General features: G+C 72.1%; 18 protein-coding genes. 15 read left to right on the top strand and 3 right to left on the bottom strand.

The window, feature by feature from the left end; translation table 11 throughout:
* Positions 1-28: 28 nt before the first annotated feature.
* The 4 genes from FF096_RS01575 (at position 29) to FF096_RS01590 (ending at position 5,117) form a co-directional block, all read left to right on the top strand.
* On the top strand, positions 29-1,549 hold the full coding sequence (locus tag FF096_RS01575) for an MFS transporter (RefSeq protein WP_155214525.1): 1,521 nt from the start codon (positions 29-31) through the stop codon (positions 1,547-1,549).
* 27 nt (positions 1,550-1,576) lie between these two features.
* Positions 1,577-3,028, top strand: coding sequence for an aminotransferase class V-fold PLP-dependent enzyme (locus FF096_RS01580; protein WP_155214526.1), 1,452 nt, complete (start codon positions 1,577-1,579; stop codon positions 3,026-3,028).
* 128 nt (positions 3,029-3,156) lie between these two features.
* Positions 3,157-3,762 (top strand): NADH-quinone oxidoreductase subunit B family protein, encoded by a 606-nt coding sequence (locus tag FF096_RS01585; RefSeq protein ID WP_309222470.1) that lies wholly within the window; start codon positions 3,157-3,159, stop codon positions 3,760-3,762.
* 38 nt (positions 3,763-3,800) lie between these two features.
* On the top strand, positions 3,801-5,117 hold the full coding sequence (locus FF096_RS01590; RefSeq protein WP_155214528.1) for a DUF2252 domain-containing protein: 1,317 nt from the start codon (positions 3,801-3,803) through the stop codon (positions 5,115-5,117).
* A gap of 95 nt (positions 5,118-5,212) precedes the next feature.
* On the opposite strand, the gene FF096_RS01595 is transcribed toward FF096_RS01590, so the two are convergent.
* Positions 5,213-6,259 carry a glucose 1-dehydrogenase gene (locus FF096_RS01595; protein ID WP_309222471.1) on the bottom strand — a complete coding sequence of 349 codons (1,047 nt, stop codon included), beginning with the start codon at positions 6,257-6,259 and terminating at the stop codon, positions 5,213-5,215.
* A 161-nt stretch (positions 6,260-6,420) separates the two neighbouring features.
* Here FF096_RS01595 and FF096_RS01600 point away from each other — a divergent pair, with 161 nt between their 5' ends.
* The gene (locus tag FF096_RS01600) at positions 6,421-7,137 is read left to right on the top strand and encodes an NADH-quinone oxidoreductase subunit C (protein ID WP_230462219.1); all 717 of its coding nucleotides are present in this window, start codon (positions 6,421-6,423) and stop codon (positions 7,135-7,137) included.
* Positions 7,137-8,099 (top strand): complex I subunit 1 family protein, encoded by a 963-nt coding sequence (locus tag FF096_RS01605; protein ID WP_155214529.1) that lies wholly within the window; start codon positions 7,137-7,139, stop codon positions 8,097-8,099. Before FF096_RS01600 ends, FF096_RS01605 begins: the two co-directional genes overlap by 1 nt.
* A gap of 60 nt (positions 8,100-8,159) precedes the next feature.
* On the opposite strand, the gene FF096_RS01610 is transcribed toward FF096_RS01605, so the two are convergent.
* Positions 8,160-9,215 carry a glutathione S-transferase family protein gene (locus FF096_RS01610; RefSeq protein WP_155214849.1) on the bottom strand — a complete coding sequence of 352 codons (1,056 nt, stop codon included), beginning with the start codon at positions 9,213-9,215 and terminating at the stop codon, positions 8,160-8,162.
* A 118-nt stretch (positions 9,216-9,333) separates the two neighbouring features.
* Here FF096_RS01610 and FF096_RS01615 point away from each other — a divergent pair, with 118 nt between their 5' ends.
* The 8 genes from FF096_RS01615 (at position 9,334) to FF096_RS01650 (ending at position 18,281) form a co-directional block, all read left to right on the top strand.
* Entirely contained in the window at positions 9,334-9,945 is a 612-nt protein-coding gene (locus tag FF096_RS01615; protein ID WP_375335274.1) for a NuoI/complex I 23 kDa subunit family protein, read from the top strand.
* Complete coding sequence (locus tag FF096_RS01620) at positions 9,942-10,463, top strand: NADH-quinone oxidoreductase subunit J (RefSeq protein ID WP_309222472.1); 522 nt, start codon at positions 9,942-9,944, stop codon at positions 10,461-10,463. The genes FF096_RS01615 and FF096_RS01620 overlap by 4 nt, the downstream gene beginning before the upstream one ends.
* Entirely contained in the window at positions 10,460-10,840 is a 381-nt protein-coding gene (gene nuoK, locus FF096_RS01625) for an NADH-quinone oxidoreductase subunit NuoK (protein WP_309222473.1), read from the top strand. The genes FF096_RS01620 and nuoK overlap by 4 nt, the downstream gene beginning before the upstream one ends.
* Positions 10,837-12,753, top strand: a complete 1,917-nt coding sequence (locus FF096_RS01630; protein ID WP_309222474.1) for an NADH-quinone oxidoreductase subunit L — start codon at positions 10,837-10,839, stop codon at positions 12,751-12,753. Before nuoK ends, FF096_RS01630 begins: the two co-directional genes overlap by 4 nt.
* A 49-nt stretch (positions 12,754-12,802) precedes the next feature.
* Positions 12,803-14,338 carry a NuoM family protein gene (locus tag FF096_RS01635; RefSeq protein ID WP_155214531.1) on the top strand — a complete coding sequence of 512 codons (1,536 nt, stop codon included), beginning with the start codon at positions 12,803-12,805 and terminating at the stop codon, positions 14,336-14,338.
* Positions 14,335-15,840: an NADH-quinone oxidoreductase subunit N gene (locus FF096_RS01640; RefSeq protein ID WP_230462220.1), complete on the top strand. Its 1,506-nt coding sequence runs from the start codon at positions 14,335-14,337 to the stop codon at positions 15,838-15,840. Before FF096_RS01635 ends, FF096_RS01640 begins: the two co-directional genes overlap by 4 nt.
* A gap of 136 nt (positions 15,841-15,976) precedes the next feature.
* The gene (htpX, locus tag FF096_RS01645) at positions 15,977-16,849 is read left to right on the top strand and encodes a zinc metalloprotease HtpX (protein WP_309222475.1); all 873 of its coding nucleotides are present in this window, start codon (positions 15,977-15,979) and stop codon (positions 16,847-16,849) included.
* Between the two features lie 172 nt (positions 16,850-17,021).
* Positions 17,022-18,281 (top strand): MFS transporter, encoded by a 1,260-nt coding sequence (locus FF096_RS01650; protein WP_309222476.1) that lies wholly within the window; start codon positions 17,022-17,024, stop codon positions 18,279-18,281.
* Positions 18,282-18,380: 99 nt separating this feature from the next.
* Here the strand turns inward: FF096_RS01650 and FF096_RS01655 are convergent, their stop codons facing one another.
* On the bottom strand, positions 18,381-18,605 hold the full coding sequence (locus FF096_RS01655) for a winged helix-turn-helix domain-containing protein (RefSeq protein ID WP_155214532.1): 225 nt from the start codon (positions 18,603-18,605) through the stop codon (positions 18,381-18,383).
* 510 nt (positions 18,606-19,115) lie between these two features.
* Here FF096_RS01655 and FF096_RS01660 point away from each other — a divergent pair.
* Positions 19,116-20,303: a helix-turn-helix domain-containing protein gene (locus FF096_RS01660; RefSeq protein WP_309222477.1), complete on the top strand. Its 1,188-nt coding sequence runs from the start codon at positions 19,116-19,118 to the stop codon at positions 20,301-20,303.
* Positions 20,304-20,420: the final 117 nt, after the last annotated feature.

Raw genomic sequence — 20,420 nt, forward strand, 5'->3', positions numbered from 1 at the left:
CGCCATAACGTGAGTAATATTCGGCCCCATGATCGCGTCGCCGGGTGGCTCCGGCCCACCATCCGCACCCGGCTCGCCCACGCCCGCCTCCGGCCCACCATCCGCACCTGGCTCGCCCACGCCCGCCTCCGGCCCGTCCACCGCCGCCTCGGCGGCCACGGCCGGCGGTGCCGGAGTGGCGGCGGCACCGGGCGCGCTGCCGCGCCGGGTGCACGCCGGCTACGCGTTCGGCTCACTGGCGACCGGCGCCTTCGGCACCGTGCCGGGGCTGCTGCTGTTGCCCTATCTCACCGACACGCTCGGCGTGGCCGCCGGGATGGCCGCCCTGCTGGTGCTCTTGCCGAAGGCGTGGGACGTGCTGGTCAACCCGGTCGCCGGGCGGATCTCCGACCGCACCCGGTCACGGTGGGGCGCTCGACGTCCGTACCTGCTCTTCGGTGGGCTGGCGCTGGCCGCACTCTTCGGGGCCATCTTCGCCGCGCCGTTCGGTGCCGGTGCCGCCGCCGGGGCGTACGTCGCCGTCGCCTTCCTGGCCACCGCGACCGCGTTCGCCTTCTTCCAGGTGCCGTACGTGGCCATGCCCGCTGAGCTGACCAGCGACTACGCCGAACGTACCCGGATGATGACCTGGCGGATCGCGGTACTGGCCCTGGCCATTCTGGTCGCCGGTGCGGTGGCGCCACTGGTGCGCGACGCGGCCGGCGGCGGGATCGCCGGGCACCGGTGGATGGGCGTCTTCGTGGCCGCCCTCATCGCGCTCGGTGCCGTCGGTGCCTTCCTCGGCACCCGGTCCGCGCCACAGGGCACGGTCGGCGAGAGCGAGCCGAGCCTGCGCGCCCAGCTCGCCGTCGCGGCCCGTAACCGGCCCTTCCGGGCGCTGCTGCTCTGCTTCGTGGTGCAGTCCGCCGGGGTGGCCACGATCCTCGCCGGAGTCCAGTACTTCGCCGACCACGTGCTGCGGGACTCGACGACCGGCCCGACCGTGCTGTTCGCCTGCTTCGTCGGCCCGGCGCTGGTGGTGATGCCGCTCTGGTCCCGGGTGGGTGCCCGGGTGGGCAAGCTCGCCGCCCTGGTGGCGGCGTCGCTGATCCTGTCGGCCGGTGGGCTGGCGCTGGTCGCCGCGCCGGTGCTGCCGACCCTCGTGGTCTATCTGCTGGTCGCGCTGCTCGGCGTCGGGTACGCCGGACAGCAGGTGTTCGCCCTGGCCATGCTCCCGGACTGCATCGCGTACGACACGATGCGTACCGGGCGGCGGCAGGCCGGCGTCTTCACCGGGGTGTGGACGGCCGGTGAGACGTTCGGGCTGGCCCTCGGGCCGGGCATCTACGGTCTGGTGCTCGCCCTGACCGGCTACGTCTCCTCCACCACCGGCACCGCCGCTACCCAGACCGACACCGCCCGCCTCGGCGTGCTGCTCGGCTTCACGGTCCTCCCCGCGCTCCTGATCGGCCTGGCTACCCTCCTGTTGCGCCCCTACGACCTCACCCCGTCCCGCCTGACACCCGCCACCCCCGATGCCGCGGTTGTGCCAGGAACCCCGAGCCGCTGAAACCCACGGAAAGGGCGCCACCACTTCATGATCGACGAGAACCTGCCAGCGGAGCAGGTGTTGGCGGAGATCCGGCAGCTGCGGGCGATGGACCGGCCGACCCACGGTGGACGGCTGTTCGCGTACGTGTACGACCCGGCGGTACCCGGACTCGACGACCTGGCCGCCGCCGCGTACGCCGAGAGCGCCCATGTCAACGGGCTCGACCCGACGGCCTTCCCGTCCCTGCTGGCCATGGAGAACTCGCTGGTCGCGGCGGCGGCGCGGCTGCTCGGCGGCGGGCCGGGCACGAGCGCTCCGGATGTCGTCGGCAGCGTCACCAGCGGCGGCACCGAGTCGCTGATCCTGGCGGTGAAGACCGCCCGGGACGCCCGGCCGGAGATCACGGCACCCCGGATCGTGGTACCGGCCAGCGCGCATGCCGCGTTCGCCAAGGCCGCCCACTACCTGCGGGTGGAACTGGACACCGTGCCGATCGACCCGACCACCCTGCGACCGGCTGCCGCCGCCGTGGCCGCCGCCATCCGGCCGGAGACGGTGCTGGTCGTCTGCTCGGCTCCCTCGTACGCGCACGGGGTGGTGGACCCGGTCGAGGAGATCGCCGAGGTGGCCGCCGCCGCAGGGGTCCGCTGTCACGTGGACGCCTGCTTCGGCGGCTGGACGCTGCCGTACCTGCGACGCCTCGGCGTCGAGGTGCCGCCGTTCGACCTCGCCGTACCCGGCGTCACCTCGATCTCGGTGGACCTGCACAAGTACGCGTACGCGCCGAAGGGCGTGTCGGTGCTGCTGCACCGCGATCCGCAGCTGCGCGCCCCGCAGTACTTCGCGTACGCCGACTGGCCCGGGTACACCATGATCAACCCAGTGATCTCGTCGACCCGCTCCGGCGGGCCGATCGCCGCCGCGTACGCCACCCTGCGGCATCTCGGCGACGACGGCTACCTGGAGCTGACCCGCCGGACCTGGGAGGCGGTGCACACGCTGGCCGACGCGGTACGCGGCACCGACGGTTTGCGGCTGATGGCCGAGCCGGAGTCGACAGTGGTCTGCCTGACCGCCACCGACACCGGGCCGGACCTGTTTGTGCTGGTCGACGAACTGGCGGCACGCGGTTGGCACACCCAGCCACAGTTGTCGTACGCCGAGCTGCCGCCGAGTGTCCATCTGACGGTGACCGCCGCCGTGGCCCCCCGCGCGGCGGAGTTCGGCCCCGACCTGGCCGACGCGGTCGCGGCGGCCCGAGCGGCGGGCCCGGTGGAACTGCCGCCGGAACTGCGGGCCCTGGCTGGCACGTTGGCCCCGGAGGCGCTCACCGGTGACCTGGTCGCCGGACTCGCCGCCGGTCTCGGGCTCGGCCCCGGCGGTGGGCTGCCGGAACGGATGGCCCCGGTCAACACGCTGCTCGACGCCGCGCCACCGGCGCTGCGGGAGCGGCTGCTGGTGGAGTTCGTCAGCCTGCTGCAACGCCCAGCCTGGTAGCGGCCCGTCGGTGCGCGATGTTAGGAGGGGGCCCTTGTACAACGCCAGGCGTTAATAGGGGGCCCTTCCTTTCAGCAAGGTGCGGTGGGGGCTGTGGTTGACTGTCGGGGACGGGAGGGGGAGCGGTCGTGCAGCTGCCTGCGGTGCTCGGTGAGCCGATCCGGTTCGTGCTCAACTGGGGTCGGCGCTACTCGCTCTGGGTCTTCAACTTCGGCCTGGCCTGCTGCGCCATCGAGTTCATCGCGACCAGCATGTCCCGCCACGACTTCATGCGACTCGGGGTGATCCCGTTCGCGCACGGGCCCCGGCAGGCCGACCTGATGGTGGTCTCCGGCACCGTGACCGACAAGATGGCTCCGGCGATCAAGCGGCTCTACGACCAGATGCCCGAGCCGAAGTACGTCATCTCGTTCGGTGCCTGCTCCAACTGCGGCGGTCCCTACTGGGACTCGTACTCGGTGACCAAGGGGGTCGACCAGCTCATCCCGGTCGACGTCTACGTGCCCGGCTGCCCACCCCGGCCCGAGGCGCTGCTGCACGGCATCCTCCGGCTACAGGAGAAGATCGCCGCCGAGCAGTCCGGCATCGGCGGCGTGCCCCGTCCGGACCCGCTCGCCGCACCGGGCGACGCCGCACCGGTCGACACCGCGCCGGGCGACGCCGCACCCGGCAATGCCGCGCCGCGCTCCACCGCCTCGCTGACCGCCCCGGCGGTACGCCCGCCGAACGCCTGAGCGGATCCCGACTGGCGTCCGGTGTTTAACGTCGGATCATGACCGACGTCGTGGAACAGCGTTCCGCTTTCATTGTCAAGGTGTTGACCGAGGAGTTCGGCACCCTGATGGCGCTCGACCCGGCTGCCTTCCGGCGCAAGTTCCGCAAGATGGCCGCCTCGCCGTTCGCCTTCTACCGGGGCAGCGCCAGCCTCTTCTACGCCGACCAACGCGGCGACTTCGCCGACGACCGTTTCCTGGACGCGCAGACCAGCCGGGTGTGGATACACGGTGACCTGCACGCGGAGAACTTCGGCACCTACATGAACGGCTCCGGCCAACTCGTCTTCAACGTCAACGACTTCGACGAGGCGTACGTGGGGCCGTTCACCTGGGACCTGCGGCGGTTCGTCGCCAGCGTGGCGTTGATCGGCTACACCAAGGCGCTCTCCGACCGGGTGATCAGCGATCTGGTCACCTGCTTCGCCGAGGCGTACCTGGTCGAGCTGCGGGCCATCGCCGCCGGTGGGGACGACGCCATCGGCTCGATCACGCTGGACAACGCCGACGGCGTGCTGCGTCGGGTGCTCCAGCAGGCACGGCTGAACACCCGGGTCGACCTGCTGCGCGAGCAGACCACCGTCGACAACTACGAGCGCCGTTTCTCCCTCGGCGACGGGGTGTACGAGGTCGACGATGAGGTCCGGGCGCGGGTGTGCGCGGCGTTCGAGGCGTACCTGGAGACCTTGCCCGCCACGACCACGCAGGCCCGGCCGCTCGCGGCGACCGTCAAGGACGTGGTGCTGCGTAAGGGTGTCGGCATCGGCTCGGCCGGGCTGCCGTCGTACAACCTCCTGCTGGAGGGGCACACCCAGGCGTTGGAGAACGACGTCCTGATCTACATGAAGCAGGCGCAGGTGCCGGCGGTGGCGCGGTACATCGACGACGAGCGGGTGCGCGGCTACTTCCGGCACCAGGGGCACCGCACCGCCGAGTCCCAACGGGCCCTCCAGGCGCACGCCGACCCGTGGGTGGGCTACACCGAACTCGACGGCGTCGGCCAACTCGTCGCCGAGGTGTCGCCGTACGCGGCCGATCTCGACTGGGCGGACGTCAACGAGCCGGAGGAACTCGCCGGGGTGCTGGCCGACCTGGGCCGGGCGGTCGCCCGGATGCACTCGGTGGCCGACGACGAGTCCAGCCACGACCTCGTCGACTACTCGACCGAGGAGGCCATCGTCGCCGCCGTCGACGCGGACCCGGCCGGCTTCGTCGGGCACCTGGTCGATTTCGCCCACGCGTACGGCGTCCGTGCCCGGCAGGACCACCAGCTCTTCGTCGACCTGTTCCGCAACGGTCGGCTCCCCGGCATCTGACCGCTCCCGACCCGGTCCGACCCGCCGCTCCCGACCCGCTTCCGACCCGGTCCGACCCGGTCCGGCGCGGGCGGACGGTGCCGGACCGGGTCGGCTCAGCTGTCGAAGTCGAGGACCACCTTGATGTCCTGCGGGCCGGGGGAGTAGGCGGTGGCGTACTCGGCCAGCGGCACCCGACGGGTGATCAGCGAACTCAACCAGCTGCGGTCGGCCTTGGACAGCGCCTCGGCGGCCCCCTCCCAGTGCCGCCGGTTCGCGTTCACCGAGCCGAACACGACGTTGTTCTCCAGCACCAGCGTCCGGTTCAGCGCGCCCGCATCGAAGTCGATGGTCCGGCCGCCGCTGGAAACACCGGCCAGGCAGACGATCCCGTTGCGGCCGACCTTGCACATCGCCTCCAGGACGACCACCGGCGCGCCGGTGCACTCGACGATGACGTCCGGTTCGAGATCCAGCTGGTTGAGCGGTCCGGAATGGTACGTCGCACCGAGCGCACCGGCCAGCGCCGGCTTCGGGCCCTCGGTGGCCAGGTCGAGCACGTGCACGGAGAGACCCCGCTGGCTGGCCAGCAACGCGCCGAGCAGGCCGATCGGCCCGGCCCCGGTGATCAGCGCGGTACGCGGCTGCCACTCCGCGCGTCGGCCGATCCGGTCGATGTGGTCCCACGCCTTGACCATCACACTGGCCGGTTCGAGCAGTACGCCCACCTCGATCAGTGACGGATCGAGGCCCACGGCGAACCGGGGCTGCAACCGCCACCGCTCACGGGCGAAACCCGGCAGCCCCTTGATGCCGTGCTCGGTGAACATGCCGTTGCGGCACATGTCCCACTCGCCCGCCGCGCAGTTCGGGCAGGGCATCGGGTCCGGTTGCCGGACGATCCCGGCCACCAGGTCGCCGGGTTGTCGGGTGCCGGTCGGGTCCTCCAGCACCCGGCCCAACGACTCGTGGCCGAGCACCAGGTGGTCGATGCCGGGCGGCGCCTCGCCGTACTGGCCCTCGATGATCTCGATGTCGGTGCCGCAGACACCCACCGCGACGGCCTCCACCAGGATCGGCCCCTCCTCAAGGGCCGGTTCCGGGTAGTCGTCGAGCAGCCGCAGCGAGCCGGGTACTCCGGGAATCACGGTCACAGCGCGCACGGGTCCATCCTGGTGGCCGTACGCGGGCGGCACCGGCGAAGCCCGAAGGCGTCACCCGGCCGCGTGCATCGCCCCGGGCGGCCGCCCGAGATCCGCCGTTCGCCCGTCGGGGCACGTGCGCGCTCAGCGAGATCCCGCAGCCACGTCCTAGGATCAGCGGCATGACACCGGAAGAGGTCGGCCGGCGACTCGTCGCGTTGCTCGCGCCCGTCGAGGCCACCGCGACGGTCTCCGGCGGGCAGGCACATGCCCGGGCCACCGTCGACGTACCCCCGCATGCCTGGCGGGCCGCGTTGCTGGCAGTCCGCGACGACACCGAACTGGCCTGCGACTACTTCGACTGGTTGTCGGCGGTGGACGAGCTGGCCGACGGCTTCGACGTGGTGGCCCACCTCTGGTCGACCACGCACCGGCACGGTGTCCTGGTGCGCGCCCGGGTCCCCCGCGAGACGCCGACCGTCGACTCCGTGGTGTCGGTCTACCCGGGTGCCGCCTGGCACGAGCGGGAGACCCACGAGATGTTCGGCATCGACTTCGCCGGGCACGCCGACCTGCGTCCGCTACTGCTGCCACCGGAGTTCGAGGGCCATCCGCTGCGCAAGGAGTTCGTGCTGGCCTCCCGGGTGGCGAAGCCCTGGCCGGGTGCGAAGGAGCCGGGTGAGTCGGAGGCCGGTGGTGGTCGCCGTCCGATCCGACCGCCGGGCGTTCCCGCACCGGGGGAGTGGGGAGTCGTGCCCACCCCCGCCGGTGCCGGTGGGGTGGGGGAGGGTCCGCGTGGCGGCACCCCGGCCCGACCAGCCCGGGAGCGACCGTCCCGCGAGCGACCGCCCCGCGAGCGACCGCCCCGTCCGACGTCCGGCGGGGAGGGTGGGGCCTGATGCCGCTCTGGCTGGAACTGGTGATCCGGATCGGTGGGGTGCTGGCCGCCTTCCTGGTCCTGCCGCTGCTGGTGGGGCAGGCGGAGCACAAGGTGATGGCGCACATGCAGGGGCGGCTCGGCCCGATGTACGCGGGCGGGTTCCACGGTTGGGCGCAGCTGATCGCCGACGGGGTGAAGTTCGTCCAGAAGGAGGACGTGACCCCGCGTGCCGCCGACCGGCCGGTGTTCCGGTTGGCTCCGGCGGTGGCGCTGGTGCCGTACCTGCTGGCCCTGCTGGTGATCCCGCTCGGCCCGAACGACCTGGTCGGGCAGCCGCTCGACATCGGGCTCTTCTTCGTCCTCGCGGTGGTCGGCGTGGGTGTGCTGGCCGTGCTCATGTCGGCCTGGGCGTCGGCCAACAAGTACAGCCTGCTCGGCGGGCTGCGCGGCGCCGCCCAACTGCTCGGCTACGAGCTGCCGCTGGTGCTCGCCGCCGCCTCGGTGGCGATGGCCGCCGGTACGCTCAGCCTCTCCGGCATCGTCGAGGCGTGGCAGCCGTGGTGGCTGCTCTGGCAGGCCCCGGCGATGGTGATCTTCTTCGTGGCGGGGCTGGCGGAGATCCGCCGACCGCCCTTCGACATGCCGGTCGCCGACTCGGAGCTGGTCTTCGGCTACCTGACCGAGTACACCGGCCTGCGGTTCGCGTTCCTGCTGCTGGCCGAGTACGTCGGCATCGTGGTGATCGCCGCGCTCACCACCGTGCTGTTCCTCGGCGGCTGGCAGGGGCCGTTCGCCGACGCGCAGCTCGGCTGGCTCTGGACCCTGCTGAAGGTCGCCGCCGTCAGCTTCGTGATCATCTGGCTGCGGGTCTCCTACCCGCGCCTGCGCGCAGACCAACTGCAACGCCTCTGCTGGCTGGTCCTGGTCCCTGCTGCCCTGGCCCAGCTCGTCCTGACCGCCGCCGTCCGCCTGGCGATGTAAGGAAGGGCCCCCTATTAACGCCTCGTGTATAGGAAGGGCCCCCTCCTAACACATCGATGCTCAACCGCGATCAGCAGCGCCGTCGGAGCCCAGCGGGGTGTGGGCGGGGTCGACGCGCTCGGCGGGCTTGGGCGGTGCGGGTGGGGTGCCGTCGCCGAAGGGACGACCGCCGAGCGCCTCGCGGTCGTGCGGGGTGAGCCAGTTCGACAGGTCGGGGCCGAGCGGCACCACACCGGTCGGGTTGATGTCCCGGTGCACCTCGTAGTAGTGCCGCTTGATGTGGTCGAAGTCGACCGTGTCACCGAAGCCGGGGGTCTGGAACAGGTCCCGCGCGTACGCCCACAGCACCGGCATCTCGCTGAGCTTCTGCCGGTTGCACTTGAAGTGGCCGTGGTAGACCGGATCGAAGCGGACCAGCGTGGTGAACAGCCGTACGTCGGCCTCGGTGATCGTCTCGCCGACCAGGTACCGCTGCCCGGCCAGTCGTTCGCTGAGCCAGTCGAGCCGGTCGAACAGCCGGTGGTACGCCTGCGCGTAGGCATCCTGACTGCCGGCGAAGCCGCACCGGTAGACGCCGTTGTTGACGTCGGCGAAGACCACCGCGTTGACCTCGTCGATCTCGGCGCGCAGGTGTTCCGGGTACAACTGCGGTGCGCCGGGGCGGTGGTACGCGGTCCACTCGGTGGACAGGTCCAGGCTCATCTGGGCGTAGTCGTTGGTGACCACCTGCCCGGTCGGCACGTCCACGATGGCCGGCACGGTGATCCCCCGGGGATAGTCCGGGTAACGGGCGAAGTACGCCTCCTGGATGCGCTCGATGCCGAGCACCGGGTCCCGCCCGCCCGGGTCGAGGTCGAAGGTCCAGCTCCGCGCGTCGTGGGTGGGCCCGGCGACGCCCATCGAGATGGCGTCGGTCAGCCCGAGCAGCCGGCGCACGATGATCAGTCGGTTGGCCCAGGGGCAGGCCCGGCTGACCACCAACCGGTACCGGCCGGGCTCGACCGGGTAGCCGTCCCGTCCGTCGGCGGTGATCCGGGTGGTGATGTAGTTCTGGTCCCGCTTGAACTCACCCGGTTCGACGTACTTGCCGCCGCTGCCCTTGCCGCCCTCGCCCATGTCGCCCCCAGGGGTGTGCCCGACTCGTCCTCGCCCCATCATGGCCGATCTTCGTCGGCCCGGCCCGGTGACCGTCAACCCCGGGTGGTGGTCGCGCGCACCGGGGACACAGGGCAGGATGTTCGGCATGAGCGAGAGCGAGCGAGGCGAGGCGACCGGACTGCCCGGCAGCGGCTTGGTCAAGGGGCTCGCCGTCACGCTGAAGACGATGACGAAACGCTCCACCACCGCGCAGTACCCGGACGTCGCCCCTGAGCTGCCGCCCCGCTCGCGTGGGGTGATCGCGCTGATGGAGGAGAACTGCACCGTCTGCATGCTCTGCGCCCGTGAGTGTCCGGACTGGTGCATCTACATCGACTCCCACAAGGAGGAGGTGGCGGTGCCGGGTGCCGCGCGTGCGCGGCAACGCAACGTGCTCGACCGGTTCGACATCGACTTCTCACTCTGCATGTACTGCGGCATCTGCATCGAGGTGTGCCCCTTCGACGCGCTCTACTGGTCGCCGGAGTTCGAGTACGCCGAGTACGACATCAAGGACCTGCTGCACGACAAGGACCACCTGGGCGAGTGGATGGCCACCGTGCCGCCGCCCCCGGCCCACGACCCGAACGGCGAACCGGCGAAGGAGGAGACCGCCGCCGCGCGCAAGGCCGCCGTCCCGGGGACGACGCCCGCCGCCCGTCCGACCACCCCGGCGGTACGCCCCGACGACGGAGGTACGCCCGCGTGACCGGGGTGGATGTGCTGCTGCTCGCCCTCGGTGCGGTAGCGGTCGGCTCGGCGGTGCTGGTGGTGTCCACCCGGCACCTGGTGCGTGCGGGGCTCTACCTGGTGGTCTGCCTCGGCGCGGTGGCCGGCATGTACCTCGTCCTCGCCGCCGAGCTGGTCGCCTGGGTGCAGGTGTTGATCTACGTCGGCGCGGTGGTGGTGCTGCTGCTGTTCGCCGTGATGCTGACCCGCGCACCGATCGGCGCCTCCGACGATCTGGACCGTCCCGGTTGGCCGGCCGCGCTGATCGGCGGCGGGGTGGGGCTCGGCCTGGCGGCGTTGCTGGTCGACGCGTACCGCTGGACGACGGTCAGCCTGCCCGAGGCGGGCAACGCCGAGCGCATCGGTGAGCAGGTGTTCAGCAGCTGGGTGCTGCCCTTCGAGGTGCTGTCGGTGCTGCTGCTGTCGGCGTTGGTGGGGGCCGTCGTGCTGTCCCGCCCCGACATCGGCGCGACGGCCGATCGGGGGCGGTCACGGTGAGGCCGGTCATCCCGTACGTCACCGCCGCGCTCCTGTTCGGCCTCGGCACCTACGGCGTCCTGCGACGCCGCAACGCGGTGCTGGTGCTGATGGCCGTCGAGCTGATGCTCAACGCGGTGAACCTGATCCTGATCACAGCCGACGCCACGGTGCGGGCGGTGCTGCCGCACAGCGGGCAGGTCTTCGCGCTCTTCGTGATCGTGCTGGCCGCCGCCGAGATCGGGGTGGGCCTGGCCATCGTCCTCCAGCTCTACCGGATGCGGGCCAGCGTCGCCGTCGACACGATTCCGCTGGGCGACCGGAACGCCGAGGCGGTACCCGCCACGACGAGCGCGGCGGCTCAGGCGGCCGGAAGCGAACCGGAGGGGCGGCGGTGAGCGCCACGACGTTGGGTGCGGCACTGCCGGTCGTACCGCTGCTCGCCGGGCTGACCGGCCTGCTGCTGCCGCCGTCGTCGAGCGGCGCGACCACCGGCCGGACGGCCCGTCGGGTGGCCGTGGCCCTCGGTGTGGCGGGCGCGGCCGGTGCCCTGGCCCTGGCGGTGGCGTTGCTGGTCACCCTGGACGATCCGGCCGAAGCCTCGACCACCTGGATCGACCTGGGCGGGCTCACCGTCACCCTCGGGGTACGCCTCGACGGTGCCGCCGCCCTGGTCGCCGTCGCGGTCACCACGGTCGCCCTGGCGGTGCAGGTCTACTCGATCGGCTACCTGCGGCAGGGGCCGCCCGACGAACCCGACCACCGCTACCCGCCGTACGCCGCGCAGATCAGCCTCTTCACCGCCGCGATGCTGCTGGTCGTGGTCTCCGGGGACCTGATCCTGCTGCTGGTCGGCTGGGAGGTGATGGGCATCTGTTCGTACCTGCTCATCGCCCACGACCGGCGGCTGCCGGAAGCACCGGCCGCCGCGATGAAGGCGTTCCTGGTGACCCGGGTCGGCGACGTCGGCTTCCTGCTCGGCATCGCGTTGCTCGGTGTCTCGGCGGGCAGCTTCCGGATCACCGACGTGCTCGCCCACGATCACGGCACCGCCACCCTCACCACGGCCTGCCTGCTGCTGCTCGCCGGGGTGGCCGGCAAGAGCGCACAGTTCCCGCTGCACACCTGGCTGCCCGACGCGATGGCCGGTCCGACTCCGATCTCCGCGCTGATCCACGCCGCGACCATGGTCGCCGCCGGGGTGTACGCGGTCACCCGGCTGTGGCCGCTTTTCGAGGCCACCCCGACCGTGCTGGCCGTGCTCGGCGTGATGGCGTCGGTGACGCTGCTGCTCGGCGCGCTGGCCGCCACCGCGCAGGACGACATCAAGCGGGTGCTCGCCTGGTCGACGGTCTCGCAGATCGGCTACATGACCGGTGCGCTCGCCGTCGGTGCGCCCACGGCCGCGCTGTTCCACCTGCTCACCCACGCGGCGTTCAAGGCGCTGCTGTTCCTGGCCGCCGGTGCGGTGATCCACGCCGTCGGCACCTCGCTGATGTCCCGGATGGGCGGGCTGCGGCACAGCATGCCGGTGACCTTCTGGTGCACGGTGATCGGTCTCGGCGCGCTGGTCGGCGTACCGCCGTTGTCCGGTTTCTGGAGCAAGGAGGGGGTGCTCGCCGCCACGGAGGACGCCCTGCTCGGGCACGGCCCGGCACCGGCCTGGGTGGGTTGGCTGGTGTTGGTCTCGGGGCTGCTCGGGGTGGCCGTCACCGCGTGGTACGCCACCCGGCTGCTGCTGCGGACCTTCTTCGGCGTCAACCGGCTCCCGTCGGCGCGTCCGCACGACCCACCCGCCACGTTGCGCTGGCCGGTGCTGCTGCTGGCCGTGCCGGCGGCCCTGCTCGGGTTGGCCGGGTTCGCGCCCTGGTTCACCGACCGGCTGCTGTCCAGCGCTCCCGGCGAGCTGGGAGTACCCGGGTTGCTGCACGTCGGGCCGCTGATGGTGCTGCCGTTGGCGTTGCTGCTCGTCGGGGTCGGGCTGGCCTGGTCCCGGTGGCAGCGCGACGGTAGCGTCGATCCGGCCACCACGCTGGGTCCGCTGCGGCCGGTCCTGGCCCGCGCGTTCCGCCTCGACGACGTGCAGCACACCCTGGTCGTACGCCCGACGACCGCGCTGGGTCGGCTGGCCCGTTCCGCCGACGAACGGGTGGTGGACGGCGCGGTCACCGGCACCGGACGCGCCGCCCGTGCCCTCGGCGGTGGGCTGGGCACCCTGCACCGGGCGGCGCTGCCCCGGGCCGCCGCCGGGGTGCTGGCCGGCGCGCTGCTGATCGGCCTGGCCGCCGCCCTGATCGGAGTGACCACATGAGCGAGCGAGCGGATCAGCTCAGGGTGTTGGCGCGGGCCGGAGGGACGGCATGAGCACCGGGGAGTTCCTGCTGGTCGCGGTGCTCGCGCTGCCGGCACTGGGCGCGCTGGCCGTGGCGGCCATCCCACGCGACCGGGTGGCCCGGTCGGTGGGTGTGCTCGCCGCCGCCCTGACCCTGGTGGCGGCGGTGGCGTTGGTCGCCGACCGGGAGCAGGGCTGGACGGCGTACGCGGCGACCACTCCGGCGGTGCGTCCCTGGCACTCGATCGACCTGCCCTGGGTGCCGGGGCTGGACCTGCGCTTCCACCTGGGCGTGGACGGCATCTCCTGGCCGCTGGTGGTGCTCACCGCCCTGCTCACCCTGCTCTGCTGCGCCTACAGCCTCTGGCGGGTGCCCGGCGGTGGCGCGGGCCGGGCCCTGGTGGCGTTGCTGCTGGTCGTCGAGGTCGGCATCCTCGGCACCTTCCTCGCCCTCGACCTGGTGCTGTTCTTCCTCTTCTTCGAGGTCGTCCTGCTGCCGATGTACGCGATCATCATCGGCTGGGGCGGTGACGGCGCGGACCCTGCCGCACCCGACGCGCGGCGGCGGGCGGGGCGGAAGTTCGCCCTCTACACCCTCTTCGGTTCGGTGCTGCTGCTGGTGGGCGTGTACGTGGTGGTGTCCGCCGCCGGTACCGCCGACATCGTGGCGCTGACCGGCGGCGGCGACCTGTCCCGGGCCACCCAACTCGCGGCCTTCACCCTGCTCGCGCTGGCCTTCGCGGTGAAGAGCCCACTGTGGCCGCTGCACTCGTGGCTGCCCGACGCGCACACCCAGGCACCCACCGTGGGCAGCGTGCTGCTCGCCGGGGTGCTGCTCAAGATGGGCACGTACGGCCTGATCCGGGTCGCTGTCGGGGTGGCCCCCGAGGGGGCCCGCTGGGCGGCACCCGTGCTCGGTGTGCTCGCCGTCGCCGCCATCCTGGTCGGCTCGCTGGTCTGCCTGGCCCAGACCGAGTTGAAGCGGCTGATCGCGTACTCCAGCGTCGGGCACATGGGTTTCGTCCTGCTCGGGATCGCCACCCTGACCGCCACCGGCATCCAGGCGGCGCTGATCGGCAACGTCGCCCACGGCATCATCACCGGCCTGCTGTTCTTCCTGGCCGGGGCGATCAAGGACCGCACCCACACCGGCGCGCTCAGCGAGCTGTCCGGGCTGCGGGAGACCGCGCCGCGCCTGTCGGGGCTGCTCGCGTTCGCGGCGGTCGCCTCGCTGGGCCTGCCCGGACTGGCCGGCTTCTGGGGTGAGGCGTTCGCCGTGGTAGCCGCCGTCAATGCCGGTGGCGCGTTGTGGACCACGCTGGCGGTGCTGGCCGCGTTCGGCGGGGCGCTGACGGCGGCGTACCTGCTGCGGCTGCTGCGGCGGGTGACCCACGGTCAGCCCACCCCGACGGTCGCCGCGCTCCGGCCCGGGTTGGCCGGTGCCGAACTGGCCGCCTGGGCACCGCTGGTGCTGCTCGCGCTGGCGGTCGGGCTGGCCCCGACGCTGGTGCTGGGCGTCGCGGAAGCCCCGGTCGAGGCCCTGCTGGGAGTGGTGGCGCGATGAGCGAGCAGATCATGTGGCTCGGTGCGACGAGCGAGCCGAGCCTGGTGCAGACCGTCGACCACGTGGCGCTGCTCCCGGCGTACCTGGCGGCCGGGACGGCGGTGCTGGTGCTCCTGGTGGACCTGCTGCTGGCCCGACCGGTGGCCACGGTGGCCACGGCGGCCACCGGCGCGGTCGCCACCACGCTCGGCGCGGCGGCGGTCGGTTCGGGGGCCGAACGACGCACGTTCTGCGTCGGCGCCGACTGCTCGTACGTCTTCGGTGGCCGGGCCGCCCTGGTCGCCGCGCTGGTGGCGTTGCTCGTCCTCGGGGTGTTGGCGTTGTCCGGGCCGATGCTGCGGGCCGGGAACACGCCGGTGGGGGAGTTCTGCTTCCTGCTCACCTGCTCGATGACCGGTGGCGTGGTGCTCGCCGCGGCCGGTGACCTGATCACCCTGATCGTGGCGGTGGAGGTGCTCACCCTGCCGCTGTACGTCCTGGTCGGGCTCCGCCGGGGCAGCCTGGCCAGCGCCGAGGCGGCGGTGACCTTCTTCGTGGTCAGCGTGGTCGCCACCACGCTGACCCTGCTCGGTGCCGCCCTGCTGTACGCGGCGACCGGTGGGTTGCACCTGGAACGGCTGGGTGCGCTGCTCGCCGACGAGGCGCTGCCCGACCTGCCGTTGACCACGGTCGCGGTGACGCTGGTGGTGGCGGGCCTGGCGTTCAAGGTGGCGGCGGTGCCGTTCCACGCCTGGGCACCGGCCACCTACGACGGGGCACCGCTGCCGGTGGCCGCGTATCTGTCGACCGCGTCGAAGCTCGGTGGGGTGATCGCCCTGCTGGCGGTGGTACGGGAGGCGCTGCCGCCGGAGGTGACCGGCCCGGTGCTGGCCGTGGTCGCCGCGCTGACCATGACCGTCGGCAACCTGGTGGCGCTGCGTCAGCGGCGTACGGTGCGGCTGCTCGCCTGGTCCTCGGTGGCCCAGGCCGGCTACATCCTCGCCCCGCTCGGCGCGCTGGCCCTGGTCACCGAGGCGGACGCCCGCACCGCCGGGTACGCCGCCGCCCTGGCGTACGCCGTCTTCTTCGTGCTGCTGGAACTGGCCGCCTTCGCCGGTGTGGTGGCGTTGCGCCCGGCGGGCGCGGACGGCGGCCACCTGGACGAGCTGCGCGGCGCGGCACGCCGACACCCGTGGGTCGGTGCCGGGTTGGCGTTCGCGCTGATCGGCCTCGCCGGTCTGCCACCCGGACTGGCCGGGCTGTTCGCCAAGGTGACGGTGGTCCGTTCCCTGGTCGACGGCGGCGCGGGCTGGCTCGCCCTGGTGGTGGCGATCAACGCGGTCATCGGCCTGGCCTACTACCTGCGGTTCGCCGCGTTGCTCTACGCCCCGGCGGGTGGGGTCGCGGCGGGCCCCGCCGTCCGGCCGGCCCGCGCGGTGGTGGTCGCGCTGACGGTGGCGACCGTGGTGGCCCTGGCCGTGGGCTTCGCGCCGCAGGTCGTGCTCGATCTCGCCGGTAGCTGAACCCGGCAAACCTTCACCTCATTCCCACCCGAACCTCGTCTCAGGTAACTCTCAGTCATGAGACGGATGTTTCGCGGGTACGGATGTGTTGTACCGGTCAGCGGATTCCACACATCCGTGCACCGAAGGAGTGATCGTGCACCACAACCGTCTCAAGACCGCCGCGTTGCTGGGCCTGCTCACCTCGCTGATCCTGGCGGTGGGCTACTGGTTCGGCGGCAGTGGCGGCCTGGTCATCGCCGTACTCGTGTCGCTGGTGATGAACGGCGTCACGTACTTCTACTCCGACAAGCTGGCGCTTCGCTCGATGCGGGCGCAACCGGTCAGCGAGGCTCAGTTCCCCCAGCTGTACCACATGGTGCGGGAGTTGGCCGCCGAAGCCCGGCAGCCCATGCCCCGGCTCTACGTGAGCCCGACCGCCCAGCCCAACGCCTTCGCCACCGGCCGCAACCCGCAGAACGCGGCCGTCTGCGTCACCCAGGGCATCGTCGAGCTGCTCGACTACCGTGAGTTGCGGGGCGTCATCGGCCACGAACTGTCGCACGTCTACAACCGGGACATCCTCATCTCCAGCGTGGCGGCCGGGCTGGCCGGCATCATCACCATGCTGGCGAATCTCGCCCTGTTCATCCCGCTGGGCGGCAACGACGAGGACGGTCCCAACCCGCTGGTGCTGCTGCTCACCATCATCCTGGGCCCGATCGCCGCGACCATCATCCAGCTGGCGATCAGCCGCAGCCGCGAGTTCCAGGCGGACGCGTCGGGCGCCGAACTCACCCGGGATCCGCTGGCGCTGGCCAGCGCGCTGCGGAAGATCCACATGGGTGCCCAGCGGCGGCCGTTGCCGGCCGAGGGGCAGCTCACCAGCACCGCCCACCTGATGATCGCCAACCCGTTCCGGGGTGGCGGGGTGGCCGCGCTCTTCGCCACGCACCCGCCGATGGAGCAGCGGGTCGCTCGGCTGGAGCAGATGGCCGCACAGCAGGGGCCGGTGCGTTACCGGCGCTGACCCGACGATCCGCCGCCCGCGTCCGGCCAGTCCGGCGCGGGCGGCGGCGTGCTCGGGGCTGCCCCGGAAAGGCTGGTGAGCGCCGCCACAGGCCCGGACGGGGTCGCCGGAAGCCCTTCGGGCGTTAGGGTCGAACTGAATCTCACTCATTACATCCTCGTGGAGGTCCGCTGTGGCTGGGCTGCGCCGGTATCTGGCTGTCTGGCAGATCCCGGGCGCGCCGACCCTGCTGATCACCGGCATCATCGGGCGGCTCGGGATCGGCATGACGCCGCTGGCGTTGCTGCTCGTCGTCGAGGGCGTGACCGGGCGCTACTCGCTGGCCGCCGTGGCGGGTGGCTGCTACGCCCTCTTCGGCGCGGCCCTGAGCCCGGTGGCCGGGCGGATCGCCGACCGGATCGGCCCCACTCCGGTGCTGCTCGGCACCGCGATCGCCCACCCACTGGCCCTGCTCGGGCTGCTCTGGGCGGCCCGTACCGAGTCCGCCCCCTTCGGGCTGGTGCTGCTCGCGTCGGCGGTGGCCGGTGGGACGTACCCGCCGATGACCGCCGCGATCCGGGGTGCCTGGAACGACCTGACCAACGTCGAGTCCGGGCGGTACCACCTGCGCAACACCGCGCTGGCCGCCGAGACCACCCTGTTCGAGATCGTCTTCGTGCTCGGACCACTGCTGGTGGCCGGGTTCGTCCTCGTCGCCGACGCCGGGGCGGCGCTGGTCGGCGCGGCCGTGGTGACCCTGGTCGGCACCGTGGTGGTGGCGCTCGGCCAGGTCATGCGCCAATGGCGTCCGCACGCCCGGGAACACCACGCCCGTGGCCTCGGCCCGCTGCGGGTCGCCGGTTTCCCGGCGCTGCTGCTCTGCGTGGCCAGCCTCGGCATCGCCTTCGGGGCGGCCGGGGTGACCGTACCGGCGTTCGCCACCCGCTACAGCCCGGACGACCCGGACAGCCTCGCCGGGGTGCTGTTGGCCGTCTGGGGGGTCGGCAGCGCGATCGGCGGATTCTGGTTCGGCGTCCGCCGACCGGCGCGCAACATGACCCGCCTGTTCGCCTGGCTGCTCGCCGGGGTCGCCGGCAGCTTCGCCGTCTTCGCCGTGATGCCCACACCGATCGCGCTGGGCACCGCCCTGGTGATCGGCGGGGCCATGATCGCTCCCGCGTTGACCCTGGAGAACACCCTCGTCGGGAGGATCTCGCCGACCGGCATGCTGAACGAGGCGTACACCTGGGTGGTGACCATGTCGGTCGGGGCGAGCGCGGTCGGCGGCGCGGTCTCCGGCCTGATCATCGACCATGCCGGCGGCGTGCCCTGGGCCTTCCTGTTCGCCGGGGGAGCGGTCGCCGTCGGGGCGGCGGTCGCCGCGCTGCCCACCGGCCCCATCGCCCGCGCGGAGGCCGCCACCGTACGCGTCGACAGCCCCGCCGTGGTCTGAACCGGCGCGTCGCACGCCCGGTAGCCTCTGCCGCGAGGAGGCGCACTATGAAGTTGACCGCCCCCGGCCCCGCCCACCCGGCCGTCGTGGTCAACGCTGCTATCGGGGGAGTGGGTCAGCGATGTACACGCCCTTGCCCTGTCGGCCGTCAATAAGCCCCTCAGCCTTGAGGATCAGCATCGCGGCGCGGACGACGGTGTTGCTGACCTTGTAGTGCTCGCACAAGGCGGCGAAGGACGGCAGCTTGTCACCCGGCTTCAGTTGACCGGAGCTGACCTGCTCTCGGATATCCCGGGCGACCTGAAGGTACGCGGCTTCAGACATAGGTGGTGCTCCCAGCTTGGCGGCTGGTGCAAGGAGATCACGCCACGCCCCCAACTTGCAACGCTATGTGCTGTTAGTAGTTGACCCTGAGCACATTGCGTCCTAAGTTGCTCGTGGGGTCATCCAGCTTGGCGGCCGGGTGCTCCTGCCGTGGGTGCTCCTTCACTAGCTGGGGGTGCCCACGGGCTTCTCCAAGTCCTGCGGGAGGCAACGTGGCGGGATCTGACGATCCGACTGTTCGGGCCGCAGGGCTGGGGCAAACGGACCAGAACGCTGGCCGTCGCCAGATTCCTGCCCAGAATCATGGAATCGGCCGCAATCGGAGGCGAGTGTCCTATGGCGAGTACGTCGCGGCGGTGGCGCTGACTCTCGCGTACCGCCATCGCCCGGTCTGGTCGTGGCGGCGGTGGCGGCGCGTATGCCGCTGTGGTGCGGACCTGCCCTGCCGGGTCCGGCACCGAGTGCCGATCAACCGTGGGCACTGGCCGGTGCCGGATCGGCGGTGCGGTCGTGAGCCGTGATCCGGTGCCGATCGGTCGGCGGGTCGCCTACCTGCGGGTACGGCGGCGGATGTCGCAGCAGTCGTTCGCGGACCGGTTGGGCAAGTCGAAGAGTTGGGTGGACAAGGTCGAGCGTGGGGTGCGCTCGTTGGAGCGGGTGTCGACCATCCGTGACATCGCCGCCGTCCTGCGGGTTGATGTGTCGACGCTGCTCGGCCGCGACGCTCAGCCGGCCGAACCGGTCGCGCGAAGCGAGGGCGTGGCGCGGATCCGGGCGGCGCTGTCGACGTACGACGCGGCACTCGGCCGCCTGGCCCGCCGCGAACCGGCGTCGAACGAGCTGGCCGGGGCCGTTGCCCACGCCTGGACCAGCTACCAGCACGCCCGGTACCCGTACCTGATCGAGCAGTTGCCGTCGCTGCTCGCCGACGTGCAACGCGCCCACGCGCACGAGCCGGAGGTGGCCCGGGGCACGGTGGTCGAGGCGTACCGATTGACGGCGGCCCTGCTGGTCAAGCTGGACGAGCCGGGTCTGGCCTGGCTGGCCGCCGACCGCGCGATGTCCGCGGCGACCGGTGACCGGGTGTTGGTGGCGTGCGCGGCGATACAGCTCGGTCAGGCGTTGCGAGCCACGCCGAGGGCAAGATCCATACTGCTGGCCGCCGCCTATCGGATCGCTCCGCGAGACTTCGACACCGGTACGCCGGAGGAGCTGTCGTTGTGCGGATCCCTGCTGGTGCAGGCGGCGCTGGTGGCCGGCAGGTCCGGCGACGAGCGCGGGGCGGCCGAACTGCTGGACGAGGCCGCCGAGCTGGCCGCCCGGGTGGGCGAAGGGCACGACCATCATCGGACCGGCTTCGGGCCAACGGCCGTCGAGGTGGCCCGGGTCGCCGCTGCGGCGGCGGGTGATGCGGGGGAAGCTGTCCTCCGCCACGAGAAAATGATGACGCGGAGCGGGTGGCGCTGGCTCTCCGTCGAGCAGCGGGCCGCGCACCTGATCGACGCGGCCTGCGCCTACCTGCACGTCGACGAGGTCGGCAAGGCTGGTCACGCCCTGACGCAGGCCGACCACATCGCCCCGGCCGAGATACGTCACCGGCCGACGGGCCGGGAGATGGTCGCGCAGGTCGCCCGTGCCCCGGGCGCCCCCGCGACGATCACCCAGCTCGCCATCACCCTCGGCGTACTCCGCCCATGACCGCGTCCTCAGCCCGCCGACAGCCGGGCGCCCGCGAGCACCACCGGAGGTACGGCAGCCGGCAGCCGGCGATGTCAGCCGGCGAAGTGGTTCAAAGTTTCTGTACGTCTTCAAGGC

The sequence above is a fragment of the Micromonospora sp. CP22 genome (assembly GCF_009712475.1).
Lineage (GTDB): Bacteria > Actinomycetota > Actinomycetes > Mycobacteriales > Micromonosporaceae > Micromonospora.

Excerpts from the sequence above, each read along its gene's own strand:
- FF096_RS01575 (WP_155214525.1), top strand. The coding sequence starts at position 29 with ATGATCGCGTCGCCGGGTGGCTCCGGCCCACCATCCGCACCCGGCTCG.
- FF096_RS01580 (WP_155214526.1), top strand. The coding sequence starts at position 1,577 with ATGATCGACGAGAACCTGCCAGCGGAGCAGGTGTTGGCGGAGATCCGG.
- FF096_RS01590 (WP_155214528.1), top strand. The coding sequence starts at position 3,801 with ATGACCGACGTCGTGGAACAGCGTTCCGCTTTCATTGTCAAGGTGTTG.
- FF096_RS01600 (WP_230462219.1), top strand. The coding sequence starts at position 6,421 with ATGACACCGGAAGAGGTCGGCCGGCGACTCGTCGCGTTGCTCGCGCCC.
- FF096_RS01605 (WP_155214529.1), top strand. The coding sequence starts at position 7,137 with ATGCCGCTCTGGCTGGAACTGGTGATCCGGATCGGTGGGGTGCTGGCC.
- FF096_RS01610 (WP_155214849.1), bottom strand. The coding sequence starts at position 9,215 with ATGGGCGAGGGCGGCAAGGGCAGCGGCGGCAAGTACGTCGAACCGGGT.
- FF096_RS01615 (WP_375335274.1), top strand. The coding sequence starts at position 9,334 with ATGTTCGGCATGAGCGAGAGCGAGCGAGGCGAGGCGACCGGACTGCCC.
- FF096_RS01635 (WP_155214531.1), top strand. The coding sequence starts at position 12,803 with ATGAGCACCGGGGAGTTCCTGCTGGTCGCGGTGCTCGCGCTGCCGGCA.
- FF096_RS01640 (WP_230462220.1), top strand. The coding sequence starts at position 14,335 with ATGAGCGAGCAGATCATGTGGCTCGGTGCGACGAGCGAGCCGAGCCTG.
- FF096_RS01655 (WP_155214532.1), bottom strand. The coding sequence starts at position 18,605 with ATGTCTGAAGCCGCGTACCTTCAGGTCGCCCGGGATATCCGAGAGCAG.